Raw genomic sequence first — 21,624 nt, forward strand, 5'->3', positions numbered from 1 at the left:
AGGTTTCGGCCGGATAACGAACCCTACATCGAACCCTACCGGGTTTGCTGGGTTTTCTTTTCGAATCAATCGGTTGGCGAAGATTTTTGCCGACATCGAACCCTACATCGGCATCGGAAAAACGCCGGCCACAGGGCATGCCTCGCCCCGCAGCCGGCGTTCCGGCGCATCAAGCCTTCGCGCTATCCGCCGAATCGAACGGCAGCACGTAATGCCGCTTGCCCGTCGCCGCGAAGATCGCGTTCGCCACGGCCGGCCCGACCGGCGCGACACCCGGCTCGCCGACCCCGGTCGGCGCCTCGGCCGACGGCACGATATGCACCTCGACCTTCGGCATCTCGGCCATCCGCAGCACGTGATAGCCGTCGAAGTTGCGCTGCTCGACCCGGCCGTCCTTCAGCGTGATCGCGCTGTGCATCGCCGCACCGAGCCCGAAACCGATGCCGCCTTCCATCTGCGCGGCGACGATGTCGGGATTGATCGCGATCCCGCAGTCGACCGCGCACACCACGCGCTCGACCTTCACCTTGCCGTCCGCGTCGACCGATACCTCGGCCACCTGCGCGACATAGCTCTTGAACGCCTCGGCCACCGCGATCCCGCGCCCGCGGCCCTTCGGCAGCGGCTTGGCCGGATCCCAGCCGGCCTTTTGCGCGGCCAGCTCCAGCACCGCGCGCATGCGCGGCTCCTTCGCGAGCAGGTCGCGGCGGAACGCATACGGGTCCTTGCCGGCCGCGTGCGCGGCTTCGTCGATGAACGCCTCGACCGCGTAGGCCGTGTGCGAACTGCCGACCACGCGCCACCACAGCACCGGCAGGCCGACCTGGGTGGTGGTCAGCTCGACCGACACGTTCGGCACCGCGTACGGCAGGTTCGCGGCGCCCTCGACCGACGTCGCGTCGACGCCGTTCTTGACCATGAATGCCTCGAACGGCGTGCCGGCGAGGATCGACTGGCCGACGATCCGATGGCGCCAGCCGACCAGCCGGCCGTCCGCGGTCAGGCCCGCGTCGAGCTTGTGGAAGTACATCGGCCGGTAGAAGCCGCCCTGGATGTCGTCCTCGCGCGTCCACTGCAGCTTGACGGGCTTGCCATCCGCGCCGAGCGCCTTCGCGATCGACACGGCCTCGACCACGTAATCCGACCACGCATTCGCGCGCCGGCCGAAGCTGCCGCCCGCATACAGCGTGTGGATCCGCACCTGTTCGGGTTTCAGTCCGGCCGTCCTGGCCGCGTTGCCCTGGTCGACCGTCTGGAACTGGTCGCCGGCCCAGATCTCGCAGCTGTTGGCCGTCAGCTTGACGACCGCGTCGAGCGGCTCCATCGGCGCATGCGCGAGATACGGAAATTCGTACGTCGCGCTGATCTTGCGCGCCGCGCCGGCGATCGCCGCATCGGCATCGCCGTCCTTGCGCGCCGACGTGCCCGGCTTCTCGGCGAGTTGCCGGTATTCGCGCATCAGCTCATCCGAGCCGCGCTTCTCCGCCTTCGTTTCGTCCCAGTCGATCTTCAGCGCGTCGCGGCCCTGTTTCGCGGCCCAGAAGCCGGTCGCGACGACCGCGACGCCGCCCGGCACCTGCACGACCGAGACGACGCCCGGCACGGCCTTCGCGGCCGTCGCATCGAACGATTTCACCGTCGCGCCGAAGCGCGGCGGCCGCTGCAGCAGCGCGACGCGCATGCCGGGAAACGTCGTGTCGAGCGTGAAATGCGCGGTGCCGTTCGATTTCGACGACCCGTCGACGCGCGGAATCCGGTGCCCGATCAGCTTGAAATCGGCCGGCTGCTTCAGCGTGACCTTGTCGGGCACGGGGAGCTTCGACGCATCGGCGACGAGCGTGCCGTACGCGGCCGTCTTGCCGCTCTTCGTGTGCGTGACGACGCCGTTGGCGGTGGTCAGCTCGGCGGCCGGCACCTTCCAGCGGGCCGCCGCGGCCGACACGAGCATCGCGCGCGCCTTGCCGCCCGCTTCGCGCAATTGCTGCCACGAGTTCGACATGGCCGAGCTGCCGCCCGTGCCCTGCATCGTGCCGAACGCGAGGTTCGCGTAGCGCTTCGCATCGGCCGGCGCGCTTTCGACGCGCACGCTCGACCAGTCGGCGTCGAGCTCCTCGGCGACGATCGTCGCAATGCCCGTATACGCGCCCTGGCCCATTTCGACGTGCTTAGCGATGACCGTGACGGCGCCGTCGGGCGTGATGCGCAGGAAGGCGTTCGGCGCGAAATCGCCGGCCGGCGCGGTCGCGGCGAGCGCGCGGCGGCCGAGGCCGGCCCAGTCGAAGCCGATGGTCAGGCTGACGGCGGCGGCAGCCCCCGCGGCCTTCAGGAACGTGCGGCGCGACGGGCGCACCGAATCGGTGTTGTCGAGTTCGATCGTCATGGTCAGGCTCCCAGCGTCGCGGCCGCGTCGTGGATCGCGGCCCGGATGCGGGCGTAGGTCGCACAGCGGCAGAGGTTGCCGTTCATCGCGGCGTCGATGTCCGCGTCGGTCGGCTTCGGATTCTGTTCGAGCAACGCGGTGGCCGACATGACCTGGCCGGACTGGCAGTAGCCGCATTGCGGCACCTGCAGCTTGACCCATGCGGCCTGCACGGCCTGCGCGGGCTTGCTCTGCAGGCCTTCGATCGTCGTGATGTGCTTGCCCGCGATGCCGGCGAGCGGCAGCACGCACGAGCGGACGGCCTGGCCTTCGAGATGCACCGTGCACGCGCCGCACTGCGCCATGCCGCAGCCGAATTTCGTGCCGGTCAGTCCCGCGTGTTCGCGAATCGCCCAGAGGACGGGCATCGACGGATCGGCGTCGAGCGTGACGTTTTTGCCGTTCAGGACAAACGAGGTAGGCATTTTGATTGTCTCCGTGGGGGGAAACCCGGCATGGGCCGGATTAGCCGGCAGTGTGCGCGAGGCATCGGTTTTTGCGTCTACCCAATCCTGCAAATTTATTGAACAATCCTGCAAATCCCCCGCACGCCGCGAGCCGTTTCGCTATGCTCGCGCGACACGGGAAATCATTCGAGGATGCGTCATGGACATGACCGATATCGTGGCGTCGCGCGAATCCGGGCGGCGCGAACTGGCGTCGCTGATCAGCCGTTTCGCGCCGGCGGACGGCTCGCATTCGACGGCCGTGCCGGGCCTGATGCTGCATCGGCACACGCGGCCGGTGGATCTCGGCTGCACCGTGTCGCGCGCGGCGCTGGTGATCGCCGCGCAGGGAGCGAAGCGCGTGATCGTGGCCGGCCACGCTTATGAATACGACACCCACAATTGCCTGATTACGTCGATCGACTTGCCGATCCTCTCGCGCGTGACGCGTGCGTCGGCGGACGAACCGTACCTGTGCCTGTCGCTGACGCTCGATCCGCAGCGCATCGTCGAGCTGGCGGCCGAGATGCGGCTGCCCGAGCCCGACGCGGGCCCGGAAGGAGAGGGGATCGCGCTCGCGGAGCTGACGCCGCCGCTGCTCGATGCGGCGTTGCGGCTGCTGCGGCTGCTCGATACGCCGGCCGACATCGCGGTCGTCGCGCCGCTGATCGAGAAGGAAGTGCTGTACCGGCTGATGACGAGCGGGCAGGGCACGCGGTTGCGGCACATGGCGATCGCGGGCAGCCAGACGCACCGGATCGCGCGTGCGATCGAATGGATCCGCGATCACTTCGCGGAGCCGATGCGCGTCGAGTCGCTCGCGCAGGCGGTCAACATGAGCGTGTCGTCGCTGCACCATCATTTCAAGCACGTGACGACGCTGAGCCCGCTGCAATACCAGAAGCAGCTGCGGCTGCACGAGGCCCGGCGGCTGTTGCTGCGGCAGGGCGGTGACGTCGGGTCGGTGGCGGCCGTCGTCGGCTACGAAAGTGCGTCGCAGTTCAGCCGCGAATATAGCCGGCTGTTCGGCGCGCCGCCGATGCGCGACGTCGTGCATCTGCGGAAGAAGGAGCTGCTCGGCTGACGGGCGGCCGGCCGGTCATCGATCGTTATTTCGCGACGACAGCGCGTTGCGGTCGAGGATGTCGGCCGCGACAAGCCCACTGCGGACTGCGTCGCAATGGCCGGGCGAGGGGTTGTCGTATGCGACACGGCTCGTGTTCCGCTTTCGCGAGCGCCTTGCACGGATGGCTGCCGATATTGCCCGCTCCCCGTGTCACGAGCACCTTCATGCGACCGTTCCGGTCCTGCGCAGCGCTGGCTCGTGCCACGGTTCGCGACTGAAAGGGTCGAGCGTCCGACGCAGGTTTTCGTCGATATCGATATCGAGCACCGGCTGTCAGCCGAGCTCCAGCGCGGCGACCGAGCATCATTCATGGCTTTCTTCTTCGTCGAGCATCTCGAGGAACCACACGTCGATTTGCTCGACGGCGTCGCGCACGCGTTCCATCCCGCTGCACGGGCATCGCTTCGGCAGGCGCCGGTCCGCATGTGCCGATGTCGACGAAGCGCCGCGACAGGCGCTCCGGTTTCGCTGACAACCCCGTTGATGCTCGAACGACGCAAGCATCGATCGATCGGTGGTGATCTTCATCGCCTTTTCCCCGACACGCAGATTGACGAGGGGCCGCCGCCTGTATTGCGTGTGCCGTGGCGTGCCGCTCGATGAGCGCCGGACATCAGGCAATCGGCATGCCATGCATGACGCAGTCCCGCTGCATGCGGGCGTGGCCGCTTGATGACCGTTCGGCATGCACGTTCGTGTTTCACGCATGAATTGTGGGGACAGGGAAGCGCTCGCCGCGATCACGGGATCGATACGGTTCGAGCCGACGAAACGCGCGATAAATCAGGCCTTTACGAGATTGACGACGTGAAATCTGTTTTGAATCGACATGTTTCAGTGATGAGAATCAAGCGGGCAACTGGTCGAAGACGTCTCAATGAATCGCTCGTCGGAGTTCCATGAGTGAAAGGCTGGTTGAATGGAAATAAAAAATGACGAGCGCGTTTTGGTCGGGATCGCGCGTTTAAATTTGTTTTAATTATTGCGCGCCGCAGCGTGCCGGATGGCAAGGTTTTTCACCGCATGATCGTGTGGGTATTTTCACGGATGAATCAAATTCGTTTCGTATTTCGGAGGGAACCCGTGTTCTGCCGTATCGGTGGCTGTTCGGCATGGAGCATCGAGCGACTGGATCCCCGTTCGCCGGGGTAATGGACGGCTGCCGGCATGCCGCAACACGCGGTTTGTCAGCGGAAACGCGCGAACCACGAGCCGTGAGTCGAGGTTCGCTTCTCAAGTTTGAAACAGCCGTTCGCAGGGGCGTCCGGCAAGGCCCGGCGCGCCGAATTCGTCCGTCAAATCATGGCATTGCGTCACGCTGTTCAAGGATCGCTGCCGCGAGCGCCCCGTTATCGCGATACATTCCTGAAACAAAAAATGCCGTTCCTGGCGAAATGGTCGGGCCTGACGGCCATACGCCGCACGCAATGCTCGGTGGAATATCGCATGGCATGCGGTTTGCGACATTGGACGCACCGGCGAGCGGTCGACACGATGCAACAACGATGTGGGGGCGGCCAGTTCGTCACAAGCCAGTCGGGGAAGCGGCGATGAACACTATAAGCAGTGGCTTGATCCGCGCGTTTCTAGCGCACCACAGGGGTAGTCGGCACGATCGGGGTAGCGCTTGCGACGCAGTGCCAGCGTCGTCGGTAGCGCCTTGCAGATTTCCCGCCCTCCGCGGGCGTCGCGTGCTGGAGCGGTTGTCGTTTCGCGCGACAGCCCGGCGACAGCGATGCTCGACTTCATTCAGCGTTCCCGGATGGGGCACGCTGTTCGTGCCGGACAGCGTGGCGCCGATTCCTCTTCAACCGTGCAGAGCCGTTTCGATCGCGCCGGGCCAGTGCCGGCGCCGGCCGGATTAGATCGAACGCGCGTCGGCCGGGTTATCCGGAAGGCCTTTCTTCGTTAGCTCTGGGAGCAGGCATGTCGTCTGGCTGCAATGCAGGCTCGTCGTCGCCCGGCTGAAGGGTGCTTGTCGAGCGGGCGCTGCATTTTGCGGTAGTTAATAGATTCTCTCATTTTCAATTCCGGAAACGGCTGCCAGTGCCGGCATCGGTTTTCGACGGGGTATTGAAAATAGCGAGCCGGAAAGATGTGTGCGTCATTTCGGTTGATTAAATCAAGGGTGTTTTGAAGAAATATTAATGTTCATAAAAATAATAGAAAACACCTGCGCATAAATTTTGGACAACTTAAAAACATAAAACTAGACTTCGGTTGGCCAAAAAAACAAAAAGCAAATTTATGAGCCAACAATAATTTATTGATTTGATAGTAATCCTTATTTTTAAGGATTGCTCGAGGCAGGAAGATTGATGGCGTGCGATCTTCCATGCTGATTCTCTCCACGCCGTTATGGAGTCCACCATGAAGAAGCTTCTGATTGCAGCAGCAGTTCTGGCGGTTTCGGGTGCAGCGTTTGCAGCGAGCGGCACGGTGTCGAGCAGCAATTCGTCGAGCGGTGGCCAGACGATGGCCGGGGTCGCCGGGTTCGGCCACTTCACCGCAACCGATTCCGGCTCGGCACTCGGCGCAGCCGGTGCAATGGCCGGTGGCGGCAGCAGCGGTTCGATCTCGTACACGAACCACACGCAAACGTCGACGGTCGGCGGCTTCGGCTTCGGCGGCGCACAAGCAGGCGGCAGCAGCGGCGCGAACGCGGGCTCGACCGGCTGGACGTATCACCACTAAGCCGCGACGCGTAGCGTTCGTCATTGGCTGGCGGTACGGATGCCGGGTTTTGTCCCGCAAGGGCAGGCCCGGCTCCGCCACCGTCGAACTTCCTCACAGCAAGGAATTGCTATGAAAGCCAAAGTCATGTTAGCGACGGCGCTCACCGTCATTTCGTCCGCTGCGTTGGCGGCCGGATCGTCCACGACCAACCAGACGCAATCCGTTGCGGCGGGTGTTTCCGGTTCGGTGCTGGTCGGCTCCGGCAGCTATACCAGCAATTCGACTTCGACGGCCGGCGCGAATGCAGGAAGTACCGTGACACCCGCCGGCTCCGCCGGCACGGCGTCCGCTTTTCACAACTCGACTTCGACGGCCAGCGGTTCGGGCACGAACGGGGGCGCGTTCGCGGCAGGCGGCGGTATCGGTGCCGCAGGCTCGTTCGCCGGAAACGGCAGCACGAACGAGAACGCGAATGCGCTTTCGGGAGGGGTGACCGCCACGATCGTACTCGGCGCGAACCACTACACGGCCACGGGCGCGAACGACCACGGCATGGCCAACGCGGGTGCCGTGGGGTGGACGGGCGGTGGCGGGTCGGGCGCGATCGCGGGTTCGAATCACACCAACGCGTCGACCGTGTGGAGTACCGGTCCGGCCGGTTCGCCGTCCGCATCGGGCGGAAGCCAGGGCGACTCGAGCGCGACCGGGAGCAGTCATTAGTCAGGTGTGGGGGGACCAGTTTCCCAACGACGCTGGTCTCTTTTCCGCATCGTTGTCACGTAAGGAGTTGGCATGAAGCAGAACCTGATTGCCGCCGCTCTGATGCTTGCGTCCCTGACGGCGTATGGCGCTGACCGTGCTGCCGATGGTGGGCAATCGAATATGCAGACGTCAAACAACCCTTCTCAGACAACCAAACCGTCAGAACAACAAACGCTTTCGTCGGGCAGTGCCATCGGCGGACCGAACCCCCAGCAATGGCAGGGCATGTCGGCCGGCTCGTGGTCCCAGCTGGGCAGCGGCTGGAAGCAGTTCGGGGAAGCAGCAAAAACTGAAGGCATTCAGGGGAATTAGTACGGTTGCCTGGGTGGGAGGTCAAACCTCGTCCGGAGAATGAAATGAACAGCAACAGGATCAAGGTGGCATGTGCGGCGATGTTCGCGATGACCACGATCGGTGCCCACGCGCAAACCGCCGATTCGACGTCGAGCGCGCAATCGTCGACATCGTCGACTGCGATCAGCCAGGGCGGCGGCTCGAGCATGAACACGAATACGACGAGTTCGCGCGGCGGCAATGCCAGCAGCTCCAGCGGGGTGCGCGGCAGCGGCAATTCGAGCGTGAACGTCAACGTGACGATGCCGTCCGGCACGGCCGGCGGCAACGTGACGCCGCAGAGCACGAACGCGCTCGCGACCAGCGCACCGGGCACCAGCCCGTACAACACCCAGGCGACGGAAAACGTCAATTACTCCGGCACGCAGACGATCAAGACGAACCCGTCGATCCAGGCGCCCGGCCTCACGACCACGCTGTCCGATACCTGCATGGGCTCGGTGAGCGTCGGCGTGTCGTTCCCGGGGTTCGGTGCGACGGGCGGCACGACGCTGGTCGACCAGGCCTGCGTGCGGCGTCTAGATGCGCGCGAATTCCGTGCGATGGGCCTGACCGACGTGGCGCTCGCGCTGCTGTGCCAGAGCGACGCGAACCGGCGCGCGGTGGAAGCGACCGGGCACCTGTGCCCGGGCACGACCGCACCGCTCGCGCGTTCGAACGTGGCGCCCAGCGTCGAAGCGACCGTCGCGGACGACATCAAGTATCGCGATCCGATCGTGCGCGACCGGATGGGCCTGCCGCCGCTCGGCTCGGCCGCGCTGGCGCCCGCACCGACGCGCCCGGTCGAGACGGCTTCGATGCGCGCTGCGCCCGTTTCGGTGCCGGTGCCGGTCCCGGCGATGGCGCCTGTCGCCGCCGCTCCGGCCGCCGCGACGCCGGCTATTGCCGCAGCCGCACCGGCCGTTGCGACGCCGACTGTTGCCGCAGCCGCACCGGCAGTTACAGCACCGGTTGTTGCAGCGCCGGCCGTTGCCGCCGCAGTCCCTGCGGGCGCGGCACCTGCGGCTGCGGCGGTGCCTGCCGTCGTCGCCGCTGCCGCGCCCGCAGCGTCGGTCGTACCGGCCGCCACAATGGCCGCCGTGCCGGCTGCCGCCGTCATCGCCGCGCTGGCTGTGGCGGACAAGGCATCGCCGGCGCCTGCCGCACCGGTCGCCGATACGAAGGCGCCGGAGCCCGCGCAGCCGGTCGCCGACAAGGCGTCCGAGCCTGCCCCGGCAGTCGCCGACAAAGCGCCCGAGCCTGCCCCGGCAGTCGCCGACAAAGCGCCCGAGCTTGCCCCGGCAGTTGCCGACAAGGCGCCCGAGCCGGTGCCGGCCGTCGCGGACAAGACGCCCGAGCCTGCACAGCCCGTCGCCGACAAGGCACCGGACCCGATGCCGGCCGCGACCGACCCGGTGCAGGCCGCAGGCGCGCCGGTTGCGGAACCGATGCCGGCGGCTGCCGTCGTCGCGGCGCCGGCAGCCGAAGCGCCTGCACCGGAGGCCGCGCAGCCTGCCGTCGCCGCGGCGCCCGCCGACGTGCCGGCAGCGGACGCGAAAGTGCCGGACGCGGTCGAATCGGCTGGCATAGCGGCCGCACGAGCCGCCGGCATGCCGTCGTTGACCGATCCGGCGCAAGCGTTGTCGCCGGCCACGGTCGACCAGCAGGCCGCACCGGCTGCACCGGTCGCGCCGGCACCGACCGTCATCTCGACGAGTACCTCGTCGTAGGCATGCGGGCCGGCCTGCCGTGCGACCGGAGCGCCGGTCGCACGGCCGCCGCGGAGCTCGCTGCCCGACAGTCTTTTCCTGTTTGACGGGTGTTGCTCCCATCCCCGAGGTCAACACCTCTTTTTGCGTGACGAGGATGCAAGGAGGCCTCAACCATGAGGATCTTTTTGGTCGCTTTGCTGCTGGCCAGCGTGCAAGCCGCTGCGCAGTCGGTTTTCCAGAATCCCGCGGTCTTCGTCATCCTGAACGAGCAGACCCTCGCGAACGCCGCGAGCGTCCAGCAGGCGCTGTCGACGCTCGGCCGTCCCGACAACACCGCATGCGCGCCGATGATGATGATCGGCGACCCGCAGATGGTCTACATGATGCCGGAAGCGGGTCATGCGCCGTCGTGGCAATCGCCGGTGTACGGCCGCGGTGCGCCGTTCGACGCGCAGAACGGGCCGAAGTCGACCGGCAAGACGGTCGGCGCGATGCAGCACACCGAGGACATGCAGACGCAACCGTGGAGCGACGGCAGCGCGATCACGCAGAAGATCGCGGGCGAGTCGAGCGTCACGGCGGCGAACCAGGTGAACGAATGGCGGCACACCGGGCTCGACAGGATCGAGACGGCCCGCGCGTCGGACGTGACGGTCAACGGCAAGACCTACCGCGCCTATCGCGACGATCTCAACGGATCGGCGAAGCCCGTCATCGAGCCGCAGATCTACATGCAGCGCGTCGTGTTCTGCCGATAACGCGGCATCGATTCGAGGACGGAGCGGCGCCGCGCCGCAGGGCCATGGGCCCCGCCACGCGCGATCGGCCAACGGCCGCTTCGATACACAACCTTATGGGGCGAGACGATCGTGAACCATTGCTGTCAGCTCGGCATGCCAGGCCCGCAGGATCTCGAACGGGAGGTGAGCACGCTGCCGTTCATCGCGGTCCGGCGCAACCATGTCGCGTCGTCGCGGCCGCTCGTCTACCTGTCGCAGCAACACGATGCCGCGCTCGTCGATGTGCTCGCGTCGCGCGGCTGGGACGTGTGGCGCGCCAAAACCGTGGCGGATGCGCTGAATCTCGTCAAGGCGAACCGTCCGCATGCGGGCATCGTCGATTTCGGCAGCTTCGCGTCGCTGGACGTCGCGTCGTTCGAGGCGCTGCTGCGCGACCCGCGCGTCGGCTGGGTCGCGCTCGCCGACGGCGAGCGGCTGCGCAACATCACGATCGCGCGCCTGATCCGCCGGTGCTGCTTCGACTACGTGCGCAATGCGACGGCCTACACGACGATCGGTTATCTCGTCGGCCATGCATACGGGATGCTGAAGCTCGCGGACGGCGACCCGGCCGCGGAGGCGCCGCCGCCCGGCAGCGCGATGATCGGCGCGTGCGACGCGATGCGCCGGCTGTTCGCGACGATCCGCAAGGTCGCGAACACCGAGGCGACCGTGTTCATTGCCGGCGAATCCGGCACCGGCAAGGAGCTGACGGCGGCGGCGATCCACCGGCAGTCGTCGCGTGCCGACGCACCGTTCGTCGCCGTGAACTGCGCGGCCATCCCGCCGACGCTGCTGCAGGCCGAACTGTTCGGGCACGAGCGCGGCGCGTTCACCGGCGCGCACCAGCGCAAGATCGGCCGCATCGAGGCCGCGCACGGCGGCACGCTGTTTCTCGACGAAATCGGCGATATGCCGTTCGAGAGCCAGGCGGGCCTGCTGCGGTTCCTGCAGGAGGGCAAGATCGAGCGGCTCGGCGGACATGCGTCGATTCCGGTCGACGTGCGGATCGTGTCGGCGACTCACGTCGATCTCGACGCCGCGATGCAGGCCGGCCGATTCCGCGCCGACCTGTACTACCGCCTGTGCGTGCTGCGTATCGACGAACCGCCGCTGCGCATGCGCGGCCGCGACATCATGCTGCTCGCCGATGACGTGCTGCGGCGCTATCGCGGCGACGGCTCGTACCGGATTCGCGGCTTCACGCCGTGCGCGATCGAGGCGATCCACAACTATCCGTGGCCCGGCAACGTGCGCGAGCTGATCAACCGGATCCGCTTCGCGGTCGTGATGACGAACGGCCCGCTGATCTCGGCCGCCGATCTCGAACTGCGCCCGTACACGGCACTGCGGCCGCCGACGCTCGCGCAGGCGCGCCGGCAGGCCGAGCGGCACGCGATCGAGGAAACGCTGCTGCGTCACCGCCACCAGCATGCGGACGTCGCGGCGGAGCTCGGCATCTCGCGCGCGACGCTGTACCGTTTGATGACCGCGCACGGGCTGCATGGCTGACACGCCGCGGTGCGCGACCGCTCAAGACCTCGCGACGGCAGCCGTTAAAACATGAAATGGCCCGGCCGGAGCGCGCGCATCGAGGTGCGCGCAACCGGCACGTGGCGCATCACGCTTATCCGAGGTCATCGTGGCAGAGTGCAGTCAGTGCGGCAGGACGTTCCTGGTCGGCGGTCGGTCGATCGACGGCCGCCGCTATTGCAGTCCGGTGTGCGCACAGGCGCATCCGGTCGTCGTCGAGGCCGAACGGGTGCCCGACGCGAAGGTGCGGCAGTACGTCGACGACTGGCGCTACGGGCCATGCCCGATCTGCCTGCGCGAAGGGCAGCCGGTCGACGTCCACGCGTCGCATCGCGTCGTGTCGCTCGTGTTCGTCACGCGCTGGGCGACGCGGCGCCACGTGTGCTGCCGCCGCTGCGGCCGCAGGAAGCAGGCGGTCGCGCTGCTCGCGTCGGCCACGCTCGGCTGGTGGGGGCTGCCGTGGGGCATCGTGCTGACGCCGATCCAGCTCGCGCGCAACCTGCTGGGCCTGGCCGCACGCGACCCGGAGGTCGCGACGCCGCAGTTCGAGGCCCTCGTGCGGCGCAAGCTGGCCGCCCGCCGGCTTGCGCGCGCGGAGCGGGGCGCCGGCGCCTGATCGCGCGCTTCGGCGCGTGAACAGGCCCTATGCCGGCCGGTCGAAGCCCGACGCGGCCCAGCGTTCGGCGCTGGCCTTGTTGAGCTTGAACCCGGCCGACACCTTCGCTTCGGCCAGCAGCCCGCCATACGGATCGAACGCCTTGAGCTGCGCATACGGCTCGAACTCGTCCGGCACGATGTCGAGCGTCACCGACACATCCTGTCCGGTTTCGTCCTGCACCGTCACTTCCTTGTGCAGCATCGCGCGCCGCTGCTGTTCGTGCCGCATCAGCACTTCGGTCGCGGTCTTCACGAGCGTGCGGAACGCGTTCGCGTCCATCGGCTTCGGGTTCTTCTTGTCGCGGCCCATGGTCCACGGCCCGACGAGCGCGGGTTCGGACTCGCCGTCCTTGACCATCTCGACGGCCCAGCCGTCGTCGTCTTCGTTCTTGATGATGCGGGCCGTCCAGCCGTTGTCGCGCCAGAGGCCGTCTTCGTGGATGGAGGTGTCGTCGGATTGCAGGTCGGAATCGGTCATGAGGAAAGCGGGGAGGTCGGGCAAGCCGGCGAACGGGCGGTGGCGCGCGGCCGGCATCGGCGCGTCGCTCGCCGCCGGCGGGCCGGGGTGGCATGCAAACGCGCAATTTTACCTGCTGGCCGGCCGTGCGGCGCGCAACACCGGCCATCGGGCCGATGCCGCGACGGTCGACCGCCGGCCGCCGGGTGTTGAACCGGTGCAAATATCAAACCCGTATTACGTCTTCGGCAGCCAATTCGTACGCCGTCCGATATCGCGCTCGCGCATACGTTCATAGAATCGACATTCAGGCTAAAAATAGCCTGAATGTCCTTTCAACGCCCAACTGGTCGCCCGTTCAACGTGGCGCGGCCGGTGAACCACCAGGAACTCCGCATGAGGAAATTCAATGTTCGCATCGTCTTCGCGTACGACTGGCCGTTGACGCTGGCCGGTATCGAGCAGATCGCCGGCGGCGCCTGCGCGATCGAGCTCGCCGCGGTCTACCGGAGCGCGGCCGAACTGGTCGCGTCGCTCGGCGGCATCGATTGCGATGTCGTGCTGGTCGACTACGCGATTCGCGGCGACGAGCAGATGGACGGCCTCGCGCTGTTCGACTGGCTGCGCCGCACGCGGCCGAACGTCGGGATCGTCGCGCTGGTCGCGAACGAGAACCCGCTGATCTTCCGGTCGATTTTCGCGATCGGCGGCGTGAGCGTCGTCAGCAAGCTCGACGAGGTTGGCCATATCGTCACGGCGATCCATTCGAGCTACAGCGGCGCGGCCTATGTATCGCCGTCCGTTCGCCGAGCGGTCGATGCGCTCGGCACGCGCGGCGACGCACCCGTGAAGCTGTCGGCGCGCGAGATCGAGGTGATTCGCCTGTATCTGTCGGGCGTGCCGATCAAGACGATCGCGCAGCGCCTGAGCAAGGGCAAGCAGACGGTCAGCGCGCAGAAGATCAGCGCGATGAAGAAGCTCGGCGCGAGCAACGACGTCGAGCTGATCCAGCGCGCGGCGGGGCTGGGGCTCGGTAGCGGCGAGGCCGCGCTGCGGGCGGGCAGCGCGGCGTGAATGCAGGGTGGGGCGAGGCGCTGTCAGGCCGGCAACGCGAACCGCGTCACCGCGTCGCGCAGCGCCTCGGCCTGATCGCGCAGCGAATGCGCGGCCGCCGCGGCCTGTTCGACGAGTGCCGCGTTCTGCTGCGTGACCTGGTCCATCTCGCCCACCGCGCGGTTGACCTGCTCGATCCCGGCGCTCTGCTCGCGCGACGCGTGGCTGATTTCGTCGAGGATCTCGTTGACGCGCCGCACCGACTGCACGATCTCGGCCATCGTCTCGCCCGCGTGCGTGACGAGCGTCGCGCCGTGCTGGACCGTCTCGTTCGACGACACGATCAGCGACTTGATCTCCTTGGCCGCCGTCGCCGAGCGTTGCGCGAGCGAGCGCACCTCGGCCGCGACCACCGCGAAGCCGCGGCCCTGTTCGCCCGCCCGTGCCGCTTCGACGGCCGCGTTCAGCGCGAGGATGTTGGTCTGGAACGCGATCCCGTCGATCACGCCGATGATGTCGCCGATCTTGTGCGAGCGGTCGGTGATCTCGTTCATGGTGCGTACGACGTCGTCGACTACCGCGCTGCCGCGCGTCGCGACCTGCGCGGCCTGGCCGGCGAGCGACGCGGCCTGCGTGGCGCTGTCCGCGTTCTGCTTCACGTTCGCGGTCATCTCGTCCATGCTCGACGCGGTCTGCACGAGCGCGGCCGCCTGTTCCTCGGTGCGCTGCGACAGGTCCGTGTTGCCGGATGCGATCTCGCTCGCGCCGACGTTGATGTTTTCGGTGCCCATCCGCACGCGCGACACCATGTCGATCAGCCCGCCCTGCATCGTGTGCAGCGCATGCAGCAGGCTGCCGCGATCGTCGTGCTTCACGCTCACGCGCGCGGTCAGGTCGCCCTGCGCGATGCGCTGCGCGGCGTCGAGCGCCGCTTCGAGCTCGCCGCCGAGGCTCGCGCGCACGCTTTTCAGCACCAGCACCATCACGGCCGTCGCGATCGCGCCGAGCACGGCCGTCATCGCGAGCCAGCGGCCGATGCTCGCGAGCACCGCCGAGCGCACGTCGTTCATGTACATGCCGGTCACCAGATACCAGTCCCACGGCGCGAAGCGCTCCACGGCGCTGGTCTTCTCCTGCGGCTTGTCCGCGCCCGGCTTCGGCCACAGATATTCGACGAAGCCCTTGCCGCCTTCCGCGTTGCCGGCCTTTACGATCTCGACGAACAGGTGCTTGCCGTTCGGATCGGTGAAATTCGACACGTCCTTGCCGTTGAGATCGGCCTTGATCGGATGCATCACGATCACCGGCTTCGAATCGTTGACCGAGATATAGCCGTCGGCGCCGTGGCGCATCGCGGCGATCGCCTCGAGCGCCTTCTGCTTCGCATCGGCTTCCGGCAGCGCGTTCTGCTGCGACAGCTTGTAGTAATGGTCGGTCACGCTCGCGGCCTGCGCGACCAGCGACGCAAGCTGGTCGCGGCGGTCCGCGATCATCGACGCGCGGGTCTGCCATGCGCCGAGCCCGGCGATCACGAGCAGGCCGAGCCACAGGATGACGATCATCGAGGCGAGTTTCTGATTCAGGGAAAGGTTGCGCATGGTATGAGGTCGGTCAGTCGAGGAAGCTCGCCGGGACGGCGTGACGGGGTAAGTGTCTTGACGGCGCGCGATGCGTGTCGCCGTAGGCGGGAAATCCCTTAGACGCCGTCTTTTCCCGATGCCCGCGATGCGGGCGCGGGCATCTATGCATATGCATAACAGCGACCGCTATACTGTCGGGCGATGGTGTGTGCGTCGCGCCCGCACGGGCGGCAGCGCGACACCGAACGAAACCGAAAGGAGGCAACGATGCGGATTCTGGTGGTAGGGGCCGGCGCGGTCGGCGGATACTTCGGCGGCCGGCTGGCCGCGGCGGGGCGCGACGTGACGTTCCTGGTGCGCGACGGCCGCGCGGCCGCGCTTGCGCGCGACGGGTTGCTGATCCGCAGCCCGCGCGGCGACCTGGCGCTCGCGAACGTGCAGACCGTGCGCGCGGGCGATGCCGGCGCCGGCGTCGCGCCGTTCGATCTCGTGCTGCTGAGCTGCAAGGCGTACAGCCTCGACGATGCGATTCTGTCGTTCGCGCCGTTCGTCGGGCCGCAGACGCTGATCCTGCCGATGCTCAACGGGATGCGCCACCTCGACGTGCTGCGCGAGCGCTTCGGCGCCGCGCAGGTGCTCGGCGGGTTGTGCGTGATCGCGGCGACGCTCGATCGCGAGCAGCGCATCGTGCATCTGAACGACACGCACGGCGTATCGTTCGGCGAGCTTGCCGGCGGCGAATCGCCGCGCGTGCACGCGGTGGCCGACGTGCTCGGCGGTGCGGGCTTCGACGCCACGCTCAGCGACGACATCGCCGCGCGGATGTGGGAGAAGTGGGTGTTCCTCGCGACGCTCGCCGCGAGCACGTCGCTGTTTCGCGGTTCGATCGGCGACATTCTCGCCGCGCCGGACGGCCGCCGCCTGCTCGAAACGATGCTCGCCGAATGCAGCGCGATCGCCGAACACAATGGCCACCGGCCCGACTCGTCGGCCAGCGAGCGGATGCAGCGGATGGTGCTGACGCCGTCGCCGCTGACCGCATCGATGCTGCGCGACGTCGAGAACCATGCGCGCGTCGAAGCCGATCACGTGATCGGCGACCTGCTCGCGCGGCGCGACCCGCAGGCGGCCGATACGCTGTCGCTGCTGCGGATCGCGTACAACCATCTGAAGGCCTACGAGGCGCGCACGGCACGCGAGCACGCGGCGGCGTAAGCCGGCGCGGGCGGCCGTCCGCGCCGTTCCGCGCTGCAACAAATTTGCCGTCCGGCGCCATTTCCGGCCGGATTGCGCAAAAAAGTATCGGAAATCAGGCGTAAAGTTGGTGGAGCCGCGCGCGCGATCGACCTACATTGCTTCCCATGCGACCGGTCCGCCTCGCCGTGCGAAACCGCCGGCGGACGCGCGAACGAGCCGAACAGGCCGGCCAGCGATACATGGGAATGGAGACGCCAACATGATGCACCCCGATCTCGAAGTGGTCGAAGTGCGACGCGACGAGTCGTTCAAGGTCTGGTCGCACGGCTATCCGTATCGCACGATCCGCTGGCATTTCCATCCCGAATTCGAGCTGCACCTGATCGTCGCGACGCACGGCAAGTATTTCGTCGGCGATCACATCGGCTCGTTCGGCCCCGGCCATCTCGTGCTGCTCGGCCCGAACCTGCCGCACAACTGGGTCAGCGACATGGCCGAAGGCGAAACCGTCGAGCGGCGCAATCTCGTGATCCAGTTCGATCCGTCGTTCGTGCGCCGCTGCATGGATGCGTTTCCCGAATGCCGCGACGCGCAGACGCTGCTCGACGATGCGCGGCGCGGGGTCGGCTTCGACGCGGCGACGAGCGCCGCGATCGCGCCGCTGTTCGACGAACTGTTGACCGCGCGCGGCATGCGTCGCATCGCGCTGTTCATGACGATCCTCGAGCGGCTGTGCGGCGCGGCCGAACGCACGCTGCTCGCGAGCCCCGCATACGATCAGGCCGACGTCACGCCGACGCGGCTCAGCCATGCGCTGTCGTATATCGGCAAGAACCTCGCATCCGAGCTGCGCGAATCCGATCTCGCGCAACTGACCGGCCAGAGCGTCAGCGCGTTCTCTCGCGCGTTCCATCGCCACACGGGCATGCCGTTCGTCCAGTACGTGAATCGTCTGCGGATTGAATCCGCCTGCCAGATGCTGCTCGCCGACGACGCGAGCATCACCGACATCTGTTTCCAGGCCGGCTTCAACAACGTGTCGAACTTCAACCGCCAGTTCCGCGCGGTGAAGGGGATGGCGCCATCCGAATTCCGCGCGCTGCAGCGCCTGAACGCGCGCAGCCGCGAGCTGGCGCTGCATGCGGCGCCTACCGGTAACCCGCTGCCGCCGCGCGTGCTGACGCCCGGTGCACCCGAGCTCGCGCCGCAGCCCGGATGATCGCCGGGCCGCCGCCCGCCCGAGTTTTCCCCGTCGTTTTACCCAGCCGATCGCGTCGCTCACGTCGCGAGGGGCGCATTCACCCACGAAAAAGCTGCACACAATTCTGGAGACACCGTCATGACGAACGCATTGCCCGCTTCCTCCCCCCGCCGCGCCGCCCGCGTGGCGGTCGTTGCCGCGCTCGCCGTCGCGGCCCTGTTGCCCGCCACCGCCGCGCACGCCGCGCCGCTGCGGATCGGCATGACGTTCCAGGAACTGAACAATCCGTACTTCGTGACGATGCAGAAGGCGCTGAACGACGCGGCCGCGTCGATCGGCGCGCAGGTCGTCGTTACCGATGCGCATCACGACGTCAGCAAGCAGGTGAGCGACGTCGAGGACATGCTGCAGAAGAAAATCGACATCCTGCTCGTGAACCCGACCGATTCGACCGGCATCCAGTCGGCGATCACGCAGGCGAAGAAGGCCGGCGCGGTGGTCGTGGCCGTCGATGCGAACGCGAACGGCCCGGTCGATTCGTTCGTCGGCTCGAAAAATTACGACGCGGGCGTGATGTCGTGCGAATACCTCGCGAAGGCGATCGGCGGCAGCGGCGAAGTCGCGATCCTCGACGGCATTCCGGTCGTGCCGATTCTCGAACGCGTGCGCGGCTGCAAGGCCGGGCTCGCGAAATTCCCGAACGTGAAGCTCGTCGACACGCAGAACGGCAAGCAGGAGCGTGCGACCGCGCTGTCGGTGACCGAAAACATGATCTCCGCGCATCCGAACCTGAAGGGCATCTTCAGCGTGAACGACGGCGGCTCGATGGGCGCGCTCGCCGCGATCGAGGGTTCCGGCAAGGACATCAAGCTGACGAGCGTCGACGGCGCGCCCGAGGCGATCGCCGCGATCCAGAAGCCGAACTCGAAGTTCATCGAGACGACCGCGCAGTTCCCGGCCGACCAGGTGCGCATCGCGCTCGGCATCGCGATCGCGCGCAAGTGGGGCGCGACGGTGCCGAAGGCGATTCCGGTCGACGTGAAGGTCGTCGATCGCGGCAACGCGAAGGGTTTCAGCTGGTGAACGACGTGCGACGCGACGCGAAGGGCGGCGGCGCGGCCGACGCCCTTCGCACGGAGAAGCCGATGGACACGATACTCAGGCTCAGCCACATCACGAAAAGCTTTCCGGGCGTGAAGGCGCTGTCCGACATTCATCTGGAGATCGCGCGCGGCGAGATCCATGCGCTGCTCGGCGAGAACGGCGCGGGCAAGTCGACGCTGATGAAGATCCTGTGCGGCATCCACCAGCCGGATACCGGCACGATCGAGATCGACGGCACCGCGCGCCATTTCACGGATTATCACGACGCGGTCGCGGCCGGCGTCGGCATCGTGTTCCAGGAATTCAGCCTGATTCCGCACCTCGATGCCGTCGACAACCTGTTCCTCGGCCGCGAGCTGCGCAACCGCTGGGGCGCGCGAGACCGCAAGCGGATGCGCGCTGCCGCGGCGGCCATCTTCGCGCGGCTCGGCGTGGCGATCGATCTCGACGCGCCGATCCGCACGCTGTCGGTCGCGCAGCAGCAATTCGTCGAGATCGGCAAGGCGCTGTCGCTCGACGCGCGCATCCTGATCCTCGACGAACCGACCGCCACGCTCACGCCGGCCGAGGCCGAGCACCTGTTCGCGATCATGCGCGAGCTGAAGCGGCAGGGCGTCGCGATGATCTTCATCTCGCATCATCTCGACGAAATTTTCGCCGTGTGCGACCGCATCACGGTACTGCGCGACGGCCAGTACGTCGCGACGACCGACGTCGCGCGCACCGACGTCGAGCAACTGGTGCGGATGATGGTCGGCCGCCGGATCGAAAGCAGCTTTCCGCCGAAGCCGGCGCTGCCGGCCGACGCGCCGGCCGTGCTCGAGGTCGATGCGCTGCAGATCGAGCGCGACGGCCCGGTGAACCGTTTCGCGCTCCGGGCCGGCGAGATCCTCGGCTTCGCGGGGCTGGTCGGCTCGGGCCGCACGGAAACCGCACTCGCGGTGATCGGCGCGACGCGCGCGCATCGCAAGGAACTGCGCGTACGCGGCGCGGCGGCGAAGCTTGCCGATCCGGCCGACGCGCTGCGCGCCGGTATCGGCATCCTGCCGGAAAGCCGCAAGACGGAAGGGCTCGTCACGTCGTTCTCGATCCGCGACAACATCTCGCTGAACAACCTCGGCAAGTACCGGTCGATGCGCTGGCTGATCGACCGGCGCGGCGAGGCGCGTACGACGCACGACGTGATGCGGCGCGTCGGCGTGAAGGCGCCGTCGATCCACACCGAGGTCGCGACGCTGTCCGGCGGCAACCAGCAGAAGGTCGTGATCGCGCGCTGGCTGAACCATCACACGTCGGTGCTGATCTTCGACGAGCCGACGCGCGGCATCGACGTCGGCGCGAAAGCCGAAATTTACGGGCTGATGCGCGAACTCACCGCGCGCGGCTACGCCATCATCATGATCTCGTCCGAATTGCCGGAAATCGTCGGCATGTGCGATCGCGTCGCCGTGTTCCGGCAGGGCCGCATCGAGGCGACGCTCGAAGGCGACGAGATCGATCCCGACACGGTCATGACCTATGCCACGGCCGGCACGCGAGGAGCGACCCATGAACCTGCCTGATTCTTCTTCCACGCCTTCCACGACGCTCGCGGCCACGGCCGCCGATGCGCCGCCGCCCCGCGCGATGTGGGCGCAACTGCGCCGCTCGACGCTGTTCTATCCGCTCGTCGGCCTCATCGTCGTGTGCATCGCGATGATGATCGCGAGCCCGAGCTTCCTGTCCGCCGCGAACCTCGAAAACGTGCTGCGCCAGGTCTCGATCAACGCGATCATCGCGGTCGGCATGACCTGCGTGATCCTGACGGGCGGGATCGACCTGTCGGTCGGCTCGGTGATGGCGCTGTCGGGCACGCTCGCGGCCGGGCTGATGGTCGCGGGCGTCAACGCGGTCGCCGCGCTGGCGATCGGTATCGCGGTCGGCCTCGGCTTCGGTTTCCTGAACGGCGTGTTCGTCGCGTTCGCGGGGATGCCGCCGATCATCGTCACGCTCGCGACGATGGGCATCGCGCGCGGCCTCGCGCTGATCTACACGGGCGGCTATCCGATCGACGGGCTGCCCGACTGGGTCGCGTTCTTCGGCAGCGGCAAGGTGCTCGGCATCCAGGCGCCGGTGCTGATCATGCTGGTGGTCTATGCGATCGCGTGGCTGTTGCTCGACCGGATGCCGTTCGGCCGCTACGTGTACGCGATCGGCGGCAACGAGCAGGCGACGCGGCTCACCGGCGTGCGGGTCGCGCGCGTGAAGCTGATCGTCTACACGCTGGCCGGGCTCACGTCGGCGCTCGCCGCGATCGTGCTGACCGGGCGCCTGATGAGCGGCCAGCCGAACGCGGGCGTGGGCTTCGAGCTCGACGCGATCGCGGCCGTCGTGATGGGCGGTACGTCGATCTCAGGCGGGCGTGGCGCGATCCTCGGCACGCTGGTCGGCGCGCTGCTGCTCGGCGTGCTCAACAACGGGTTGAACATGATCGGCGTGAACCCGTATGTGCAGAACGTGATCAAGGGCGGAATCATCCTGCTCGCGATCTATATCAGCCGCGAACGATCGCGGTAAAGATCAATTTATCAGTCATCCGAATCACTCAGG

The 21,624-nt window shown here is 67.1% G+C and carries 19 protein-coding genes; 14 read left to right on the forward strand and 5 right to left on the reverse strand.

Annotated features, from left to right (window positions below; all coding sequences use genetic code 11):
* Positions 1-169 precede the first annotated feature (169 nt).
* Both HWX03_RS18255 and HWX03_RS18260 read right to left on the reverse strand, forming a co-directional pair.
* Positions 170-2,380: a xanthine dehydrogenase family protein molybdopterin-binding subunit gene (locus HWX03_RS18255; protein WP_175872125.1), complete on the reverse strand. Its 2,211-nt coding sequence runs from the start codon at positions 2,378-2,380 to the stop codon at positions 170-172.
* A gap of 2 nt (positions 2,381-2,382) precedes the next feature.
* The gene (locus HWX03_RS18260; RefSeq protein WP_174386814.1) at positions 2,383-2,844 is read right to left on the reverse strand and encodes a (2Fe-2S)-binding protein; all 462 of its coding nucleotides are present in this window, start codon (positions 2,842-2,844) and stop codon (positions 2,383-2,385) included.
* Between the two features lie 181 nt (positions 2,845-3,025).
* Between HWX03_RS18260 and HWX03_RS18265 the strand changes: the two genes are divergently transcribed.
* Positions 3,026-3,949 (forward strand): AraC family transcriptional regulator, encoded by a 924-nt coding sequence (locus HWX03_RS18265; RefSeq protein WP_175821842.1) that lies wholly within the window; start codon positions 3,026-3,028, stop codon positions 3,947-3,949.
* A 345-nt stretch (positions 3,950-4,294) separates the two neighbouring features.
* On the opposite strand, the gene HWX03_RS36945 is transcribed toward HWX03_RS18265, so the two are convergent.
* Positions 4,295-4,519, reverse strand: coding sequence for a hypothetical protein (locus tag HWX03_RS36945; RefSeq protein ID WP_244132667.1), 225 nt, complete (start codon positions 4,517-4,519; stop codon positions 4,295-4,297).
* 1,842 nt (positions 4,520-6,361) lie between these two features.
* Here HWX03_RS36945 and HWX03_RS18275 point away from each other — a divergent pair.
* From HWX03_RS18275 to HWX03_RS18305, 7 genes are all read left to right on the forward strand, one after another.
* Entirely contained in the window at positions 6,362-6,685 is a 324-nt protein-coding gene (locus HWX03_RS18275; RefSeq protein ID WP_175872127.1) for a hypothetical protein, read from the forward strand.
* A gap of 111 nt (positions 6,686-6,796) precedes the next feature.
* Positions 6,797-7,387 carry a hypothetical protein gene (locus HWX03_RS18280; RefSeq protein WP_175872128.1) on the forward strand — a complete coding sequence of 197 codons (591 nt, stop codon included), beginning with the start codon at positions 6,797-6,799 and terminating at the stop codon, positions 7,385-7,387.
* 72 nt (positions 7,388-7,459) lie between these two features.
* Complete coding sequence (locus HWX03_RS18285) at positions 7,460-7,741, forward strand: hypothetical protein (protein WP_174431093.1); 282 nt, start codon at positions 7,460-7,462, stop codon at positions 7,739-7,741.
* A 44-nt stretch (positions 7,742-7,785) separates the two neighbouring features.
* On the forward strand, positions 7,786-9,492 hold the full coding sequence (locus HWX03_RS18290; RefSeq protein ID WP_175872129.1) for a chemotaxis protein CheA: 1,707 nt from the start codon (positions 7,786-7,788) through the stop codon (positions 9,490-9,492).
* 155 nt (positions 9,493-9,647) lie between these two features.
* On the forward strand, positions 9,648-10,232 hold the full coding sequence (locus tag HWX03_RS18295) for a hypothetical protein (RefSeq protein ID WP_175872130.1): 585 nt from the start codon (positions 9,648-9,650) through the stop codon (positions 10,230-10,232).
* Between the two features lie 135 nt (positions 10,233-10,367).
* Complete coding sequence (locus tag HWX03_RS18300) at positions 10,368-11,765, forward strand: sigma-54 dependent transcriptional regulator (RefSeq protein WP_244132683.1); 1,398 nt, start codon at positions 10,368-10,370, stop codon at positions 11,763-11,765.
* Positions 11,766-11,895: 130 nt separating this feature from the next.
* Positions 11,896-12,402, forward strand: a complete 507-nt coding sequence (locus tag HWX03_RS18305) for a hypothetical protein (protein WP_174386821.1) — start codon at positions 11,896-11,898, stop codon at positions 12,400-12,402.
* 27 nt (positions 12,403-12,429) lie between these two features.
* Here HWX03_RS18305 and HWX03_RS18310 read toward each other — a convergent pair whose 3' ends face one another.
* A complete protein-coding gene (locus HWX03_RS18310; protein WP_175872132.1) occupies positions 12,430-12,921 on the reverse strand; it encodes a hypothetical protein in 492 nt (163 codons plus the stop codon).
* A 375-nt stretch (positions 12,922-13,296) separates the two neighbouring features.
* Here HWX03_RS18310 and HWX03_RS18315 point away from each other — a divergent pair, with 375 nt between their 5' ends.
* Entirely contained in the window at positions 13,297-13,974 is a 678-nt protein-coding gene (locus HWX03_RS18315; RefSeq protein ID WP_174386823.1) for a response regulator transcription factor, read from the forward strand.
* A 23-nt stretch (positions 13,975-13,997) separates the two neighbouring features.
* Here the strand turns inward: HWX03_RS18315 and HWX03_RS18320 are convergent, their stop codons facing one another.
* Entirely contained in the window at positions 13,998-15,551 is a 1,554-nt protein-coding gene (locus HWX03_RS18320; protein WP_175872133.1) for a methyl-accepting chemotaxis protein, read from the reverse strand.
* A gap of 249 nt (positions 15,552-15,800) precedes the next feature.
* On the opposite strand from HWX03_RS18320, the gene panE reads away from it, so the two are divergent.
* The 5 genes from panE (at position 15,801) to HWX03_RS18345 (ending at position 21,591) form a co-directional block, all read left to right on the forward strand.
* Positions 15,801-16,748 carry a 2-dehydropantoate 2-reductase gene (panE, locus tag HWX03_RS18325; protein WP_175872134.1) on the forward strand — a complete coding sequence of 316 codons (948 nt, stop codon included), beginning with the start codon at positions 15,801-15,803 and terminating at the stop codon, positions 16,746-16,748.
* A gap of 241 nt (positions 16,749-16,989) precedes the next feature.
* On the forward strand, positions 16,990-17,949 hold the full coding sequence (locus tag HWX03_RS18330) for an AraC family transcriptional regulator (RefSeq protein WP_175872135.1): 960 nt from the start codon (positions 16,990-16,992) through the stop codon (positions 17,947-17,949).
* Between the two features lie 120 nt (positions 17,950-18,069).
* Positions 18,070-19,014, forward strand: a complete 945-nt coding sequence (locus HWX03_RS18335) for a substrate-binding domain-containing protein (RefSeq protein ID WP_175872136.1) — start codon at positions 18,070-18,072, stop codon at positions 19,012-19,014.
* Positions 19,015-19,076: 62 nt separating this feature from the next.
* A complete protein-coding gene (locus tag HWX03_RS18340; protein ID WP_175872137.1) occupies positions 19,077-20,597 on the forward strand; it encodes a sugar ABC transporter ATP-binding protein in 1,521 nt (506 codons plus the stop codon).
* Complete coding sequence (locus HWX03_RS18345) at positions 20,584-21,591, forward strand: ABC transporter permease (RefSeq protein WP_175872138.1); 1,008 nt, start codon at positions 20,584-20,586, stop codon at positions 21,589-21,591. The genes HWX03_RS18340 and HWX03_RS18345 overlap by 14 nt, the downstream gene beginning before the upstream one ends.
* The last annotated feature ends 33 nt before the right edge of the window (positions 21,592-21,624 follow it).

Origin of the sequence: Burkholderia sp. BCC0397 (assembly GCF_902832865.1) — a bacterium.
In the GTDB taxonomy this organism is placed as follows: Bacteria; Pseudomonadota; Gammaproteobacteria; order Burkholderiales; family Burkholderiaceae; genus Burkholderia.

Excerpts from the sequence above, each read along its gene's own strand:
- HWX03_RS18255 (WP_175872125.1), bottom strand. The coding sequence starts at position 2,380 with ATGACGATCGAACTCGACAACACCGATTCGGTGCGCCCGTCGCGCCGC.
- HWX03_RS18260 (WP_174386814.1), bottom strand. The coding sequence starts at position 2,844 with ATGCCTACCTCGTTTGTCCTGAACGGCAAAAACGTCACGCTCGACGCC.
- HWX03_RS18265 (WP_175821842.1), top strand. The coding sequence starts at position 3,026 with ATGGACATGACCGATATCGTGGCGTCGCGCGAATCCGGGCGGCGCGAA.
- HWX03_RS36945 (WP_244132667.1), bottom strand. The coding sequence starts at position 4,519 with ATGAAGATCACCACCGATCGATCGATGCTTGCGTCGTTCGAGCATCAA.
- HWX03_RS18275 (WP_175872127.1), top strand. The coding sequence starts at position 6,362 with ATGAAGAAGCTTCTGATTGCAGCAGCAGTTCTGGCGGTTTCGGGTGCA.
- HWX03_RS18280 (WP_175872128.1), top strand. The coding sequence starts at position 6,797 with ATGAAAGCCAAAGTCATGTTAGCGACGGCGCTCACCGTCATTTCGTCC.
- HWX03_RS18285 (WP_174431093.1), top strand. The coding sequence starts at position 7,460 with ATGAAGCAGAACCTGATTGCCGCCGCTCTGATGCTTGCGTCCCTGACG.
- HWX03_RS18290 (WP_175872129.1), top strand. The coding sequence starts at position 7,786 with ATGAACAGCAACAGGATCAAGGTGGCATGTGCGGCGATGTTCGCGATG.
- HWX03_RS18295 (WP_175872130.1), top strand. The coding sequence starts at position 9,648 with ATGAGGATCTTTTTGGTCGCTTTGCTGCTGGCCAGCGTGCAAGCCGCT.
- HWX03_RS18300 (WP_244132683.1), top strand. The coding sequence starts at position 10,368 with ATGCCAGGCCCGCAGGATCTCGAACGGGAGGTGAGCACGCTGCCGTTC.
- HWX03_RS18310 (WP_175872132.1), bottom strand. The coding sequence starts at position 12,921 with ATGACCGATTCCGACCTGCAATCCGACGACACCTCCATCCACGAAGAC.
- HWX03_RS18315 (WP_174386823.1), top strand. The coding sequence starts at position 13,297 with ATGAGGAAATTCAATGTTCGCATCGTCTTCGCGTACGACTGGCCGTTG.
- HWX03_RS18320 (WP_175872133.1), bottom strand. The coding sequence starts at position 15,551 with ATGCGCAACCTTTCCCTGAATCAGAAACTCGCCTCGATGATCGTCATC.
- panE (WP_175872134.1), top strand. The coding sequence starts at position 15,801 with ATGCGGATTCTGGTGGTAGGGGCCGGCGCGGTCGGCGGATACTTCGGC.
- HWX03_RS18330 (WP_175872135.1), top strand. The coding sequence starts at position 16,990 with ATGATGCACCCCGATCTCGAAGTGGTCGAAGTGCGACGCGACGAGTCG.
- HWX03_RS18335 (WP_175872136.1), top strand. The coding sequence starts at position 18,070 with ATGACGAACGCATTGCCCGCTTCCTCCCCCCGCCGCGCCGCCCGCGTG.
- HWX03_RS18340 (WP_175872137.1), top strand. The coding sequence starts at position 19,077 with ATGGACACGATACTCAGGCTCAGCCACATCACGAAAAGCTTTCCGGGC.
- HWX03_RS18345 (WP_175872138.1), top strand. The coding sequence starts at position 20,584 with ATGAACCTGCCTGATTCTTCTTCCACGCCTTCCACGACGCTCGCGGCC.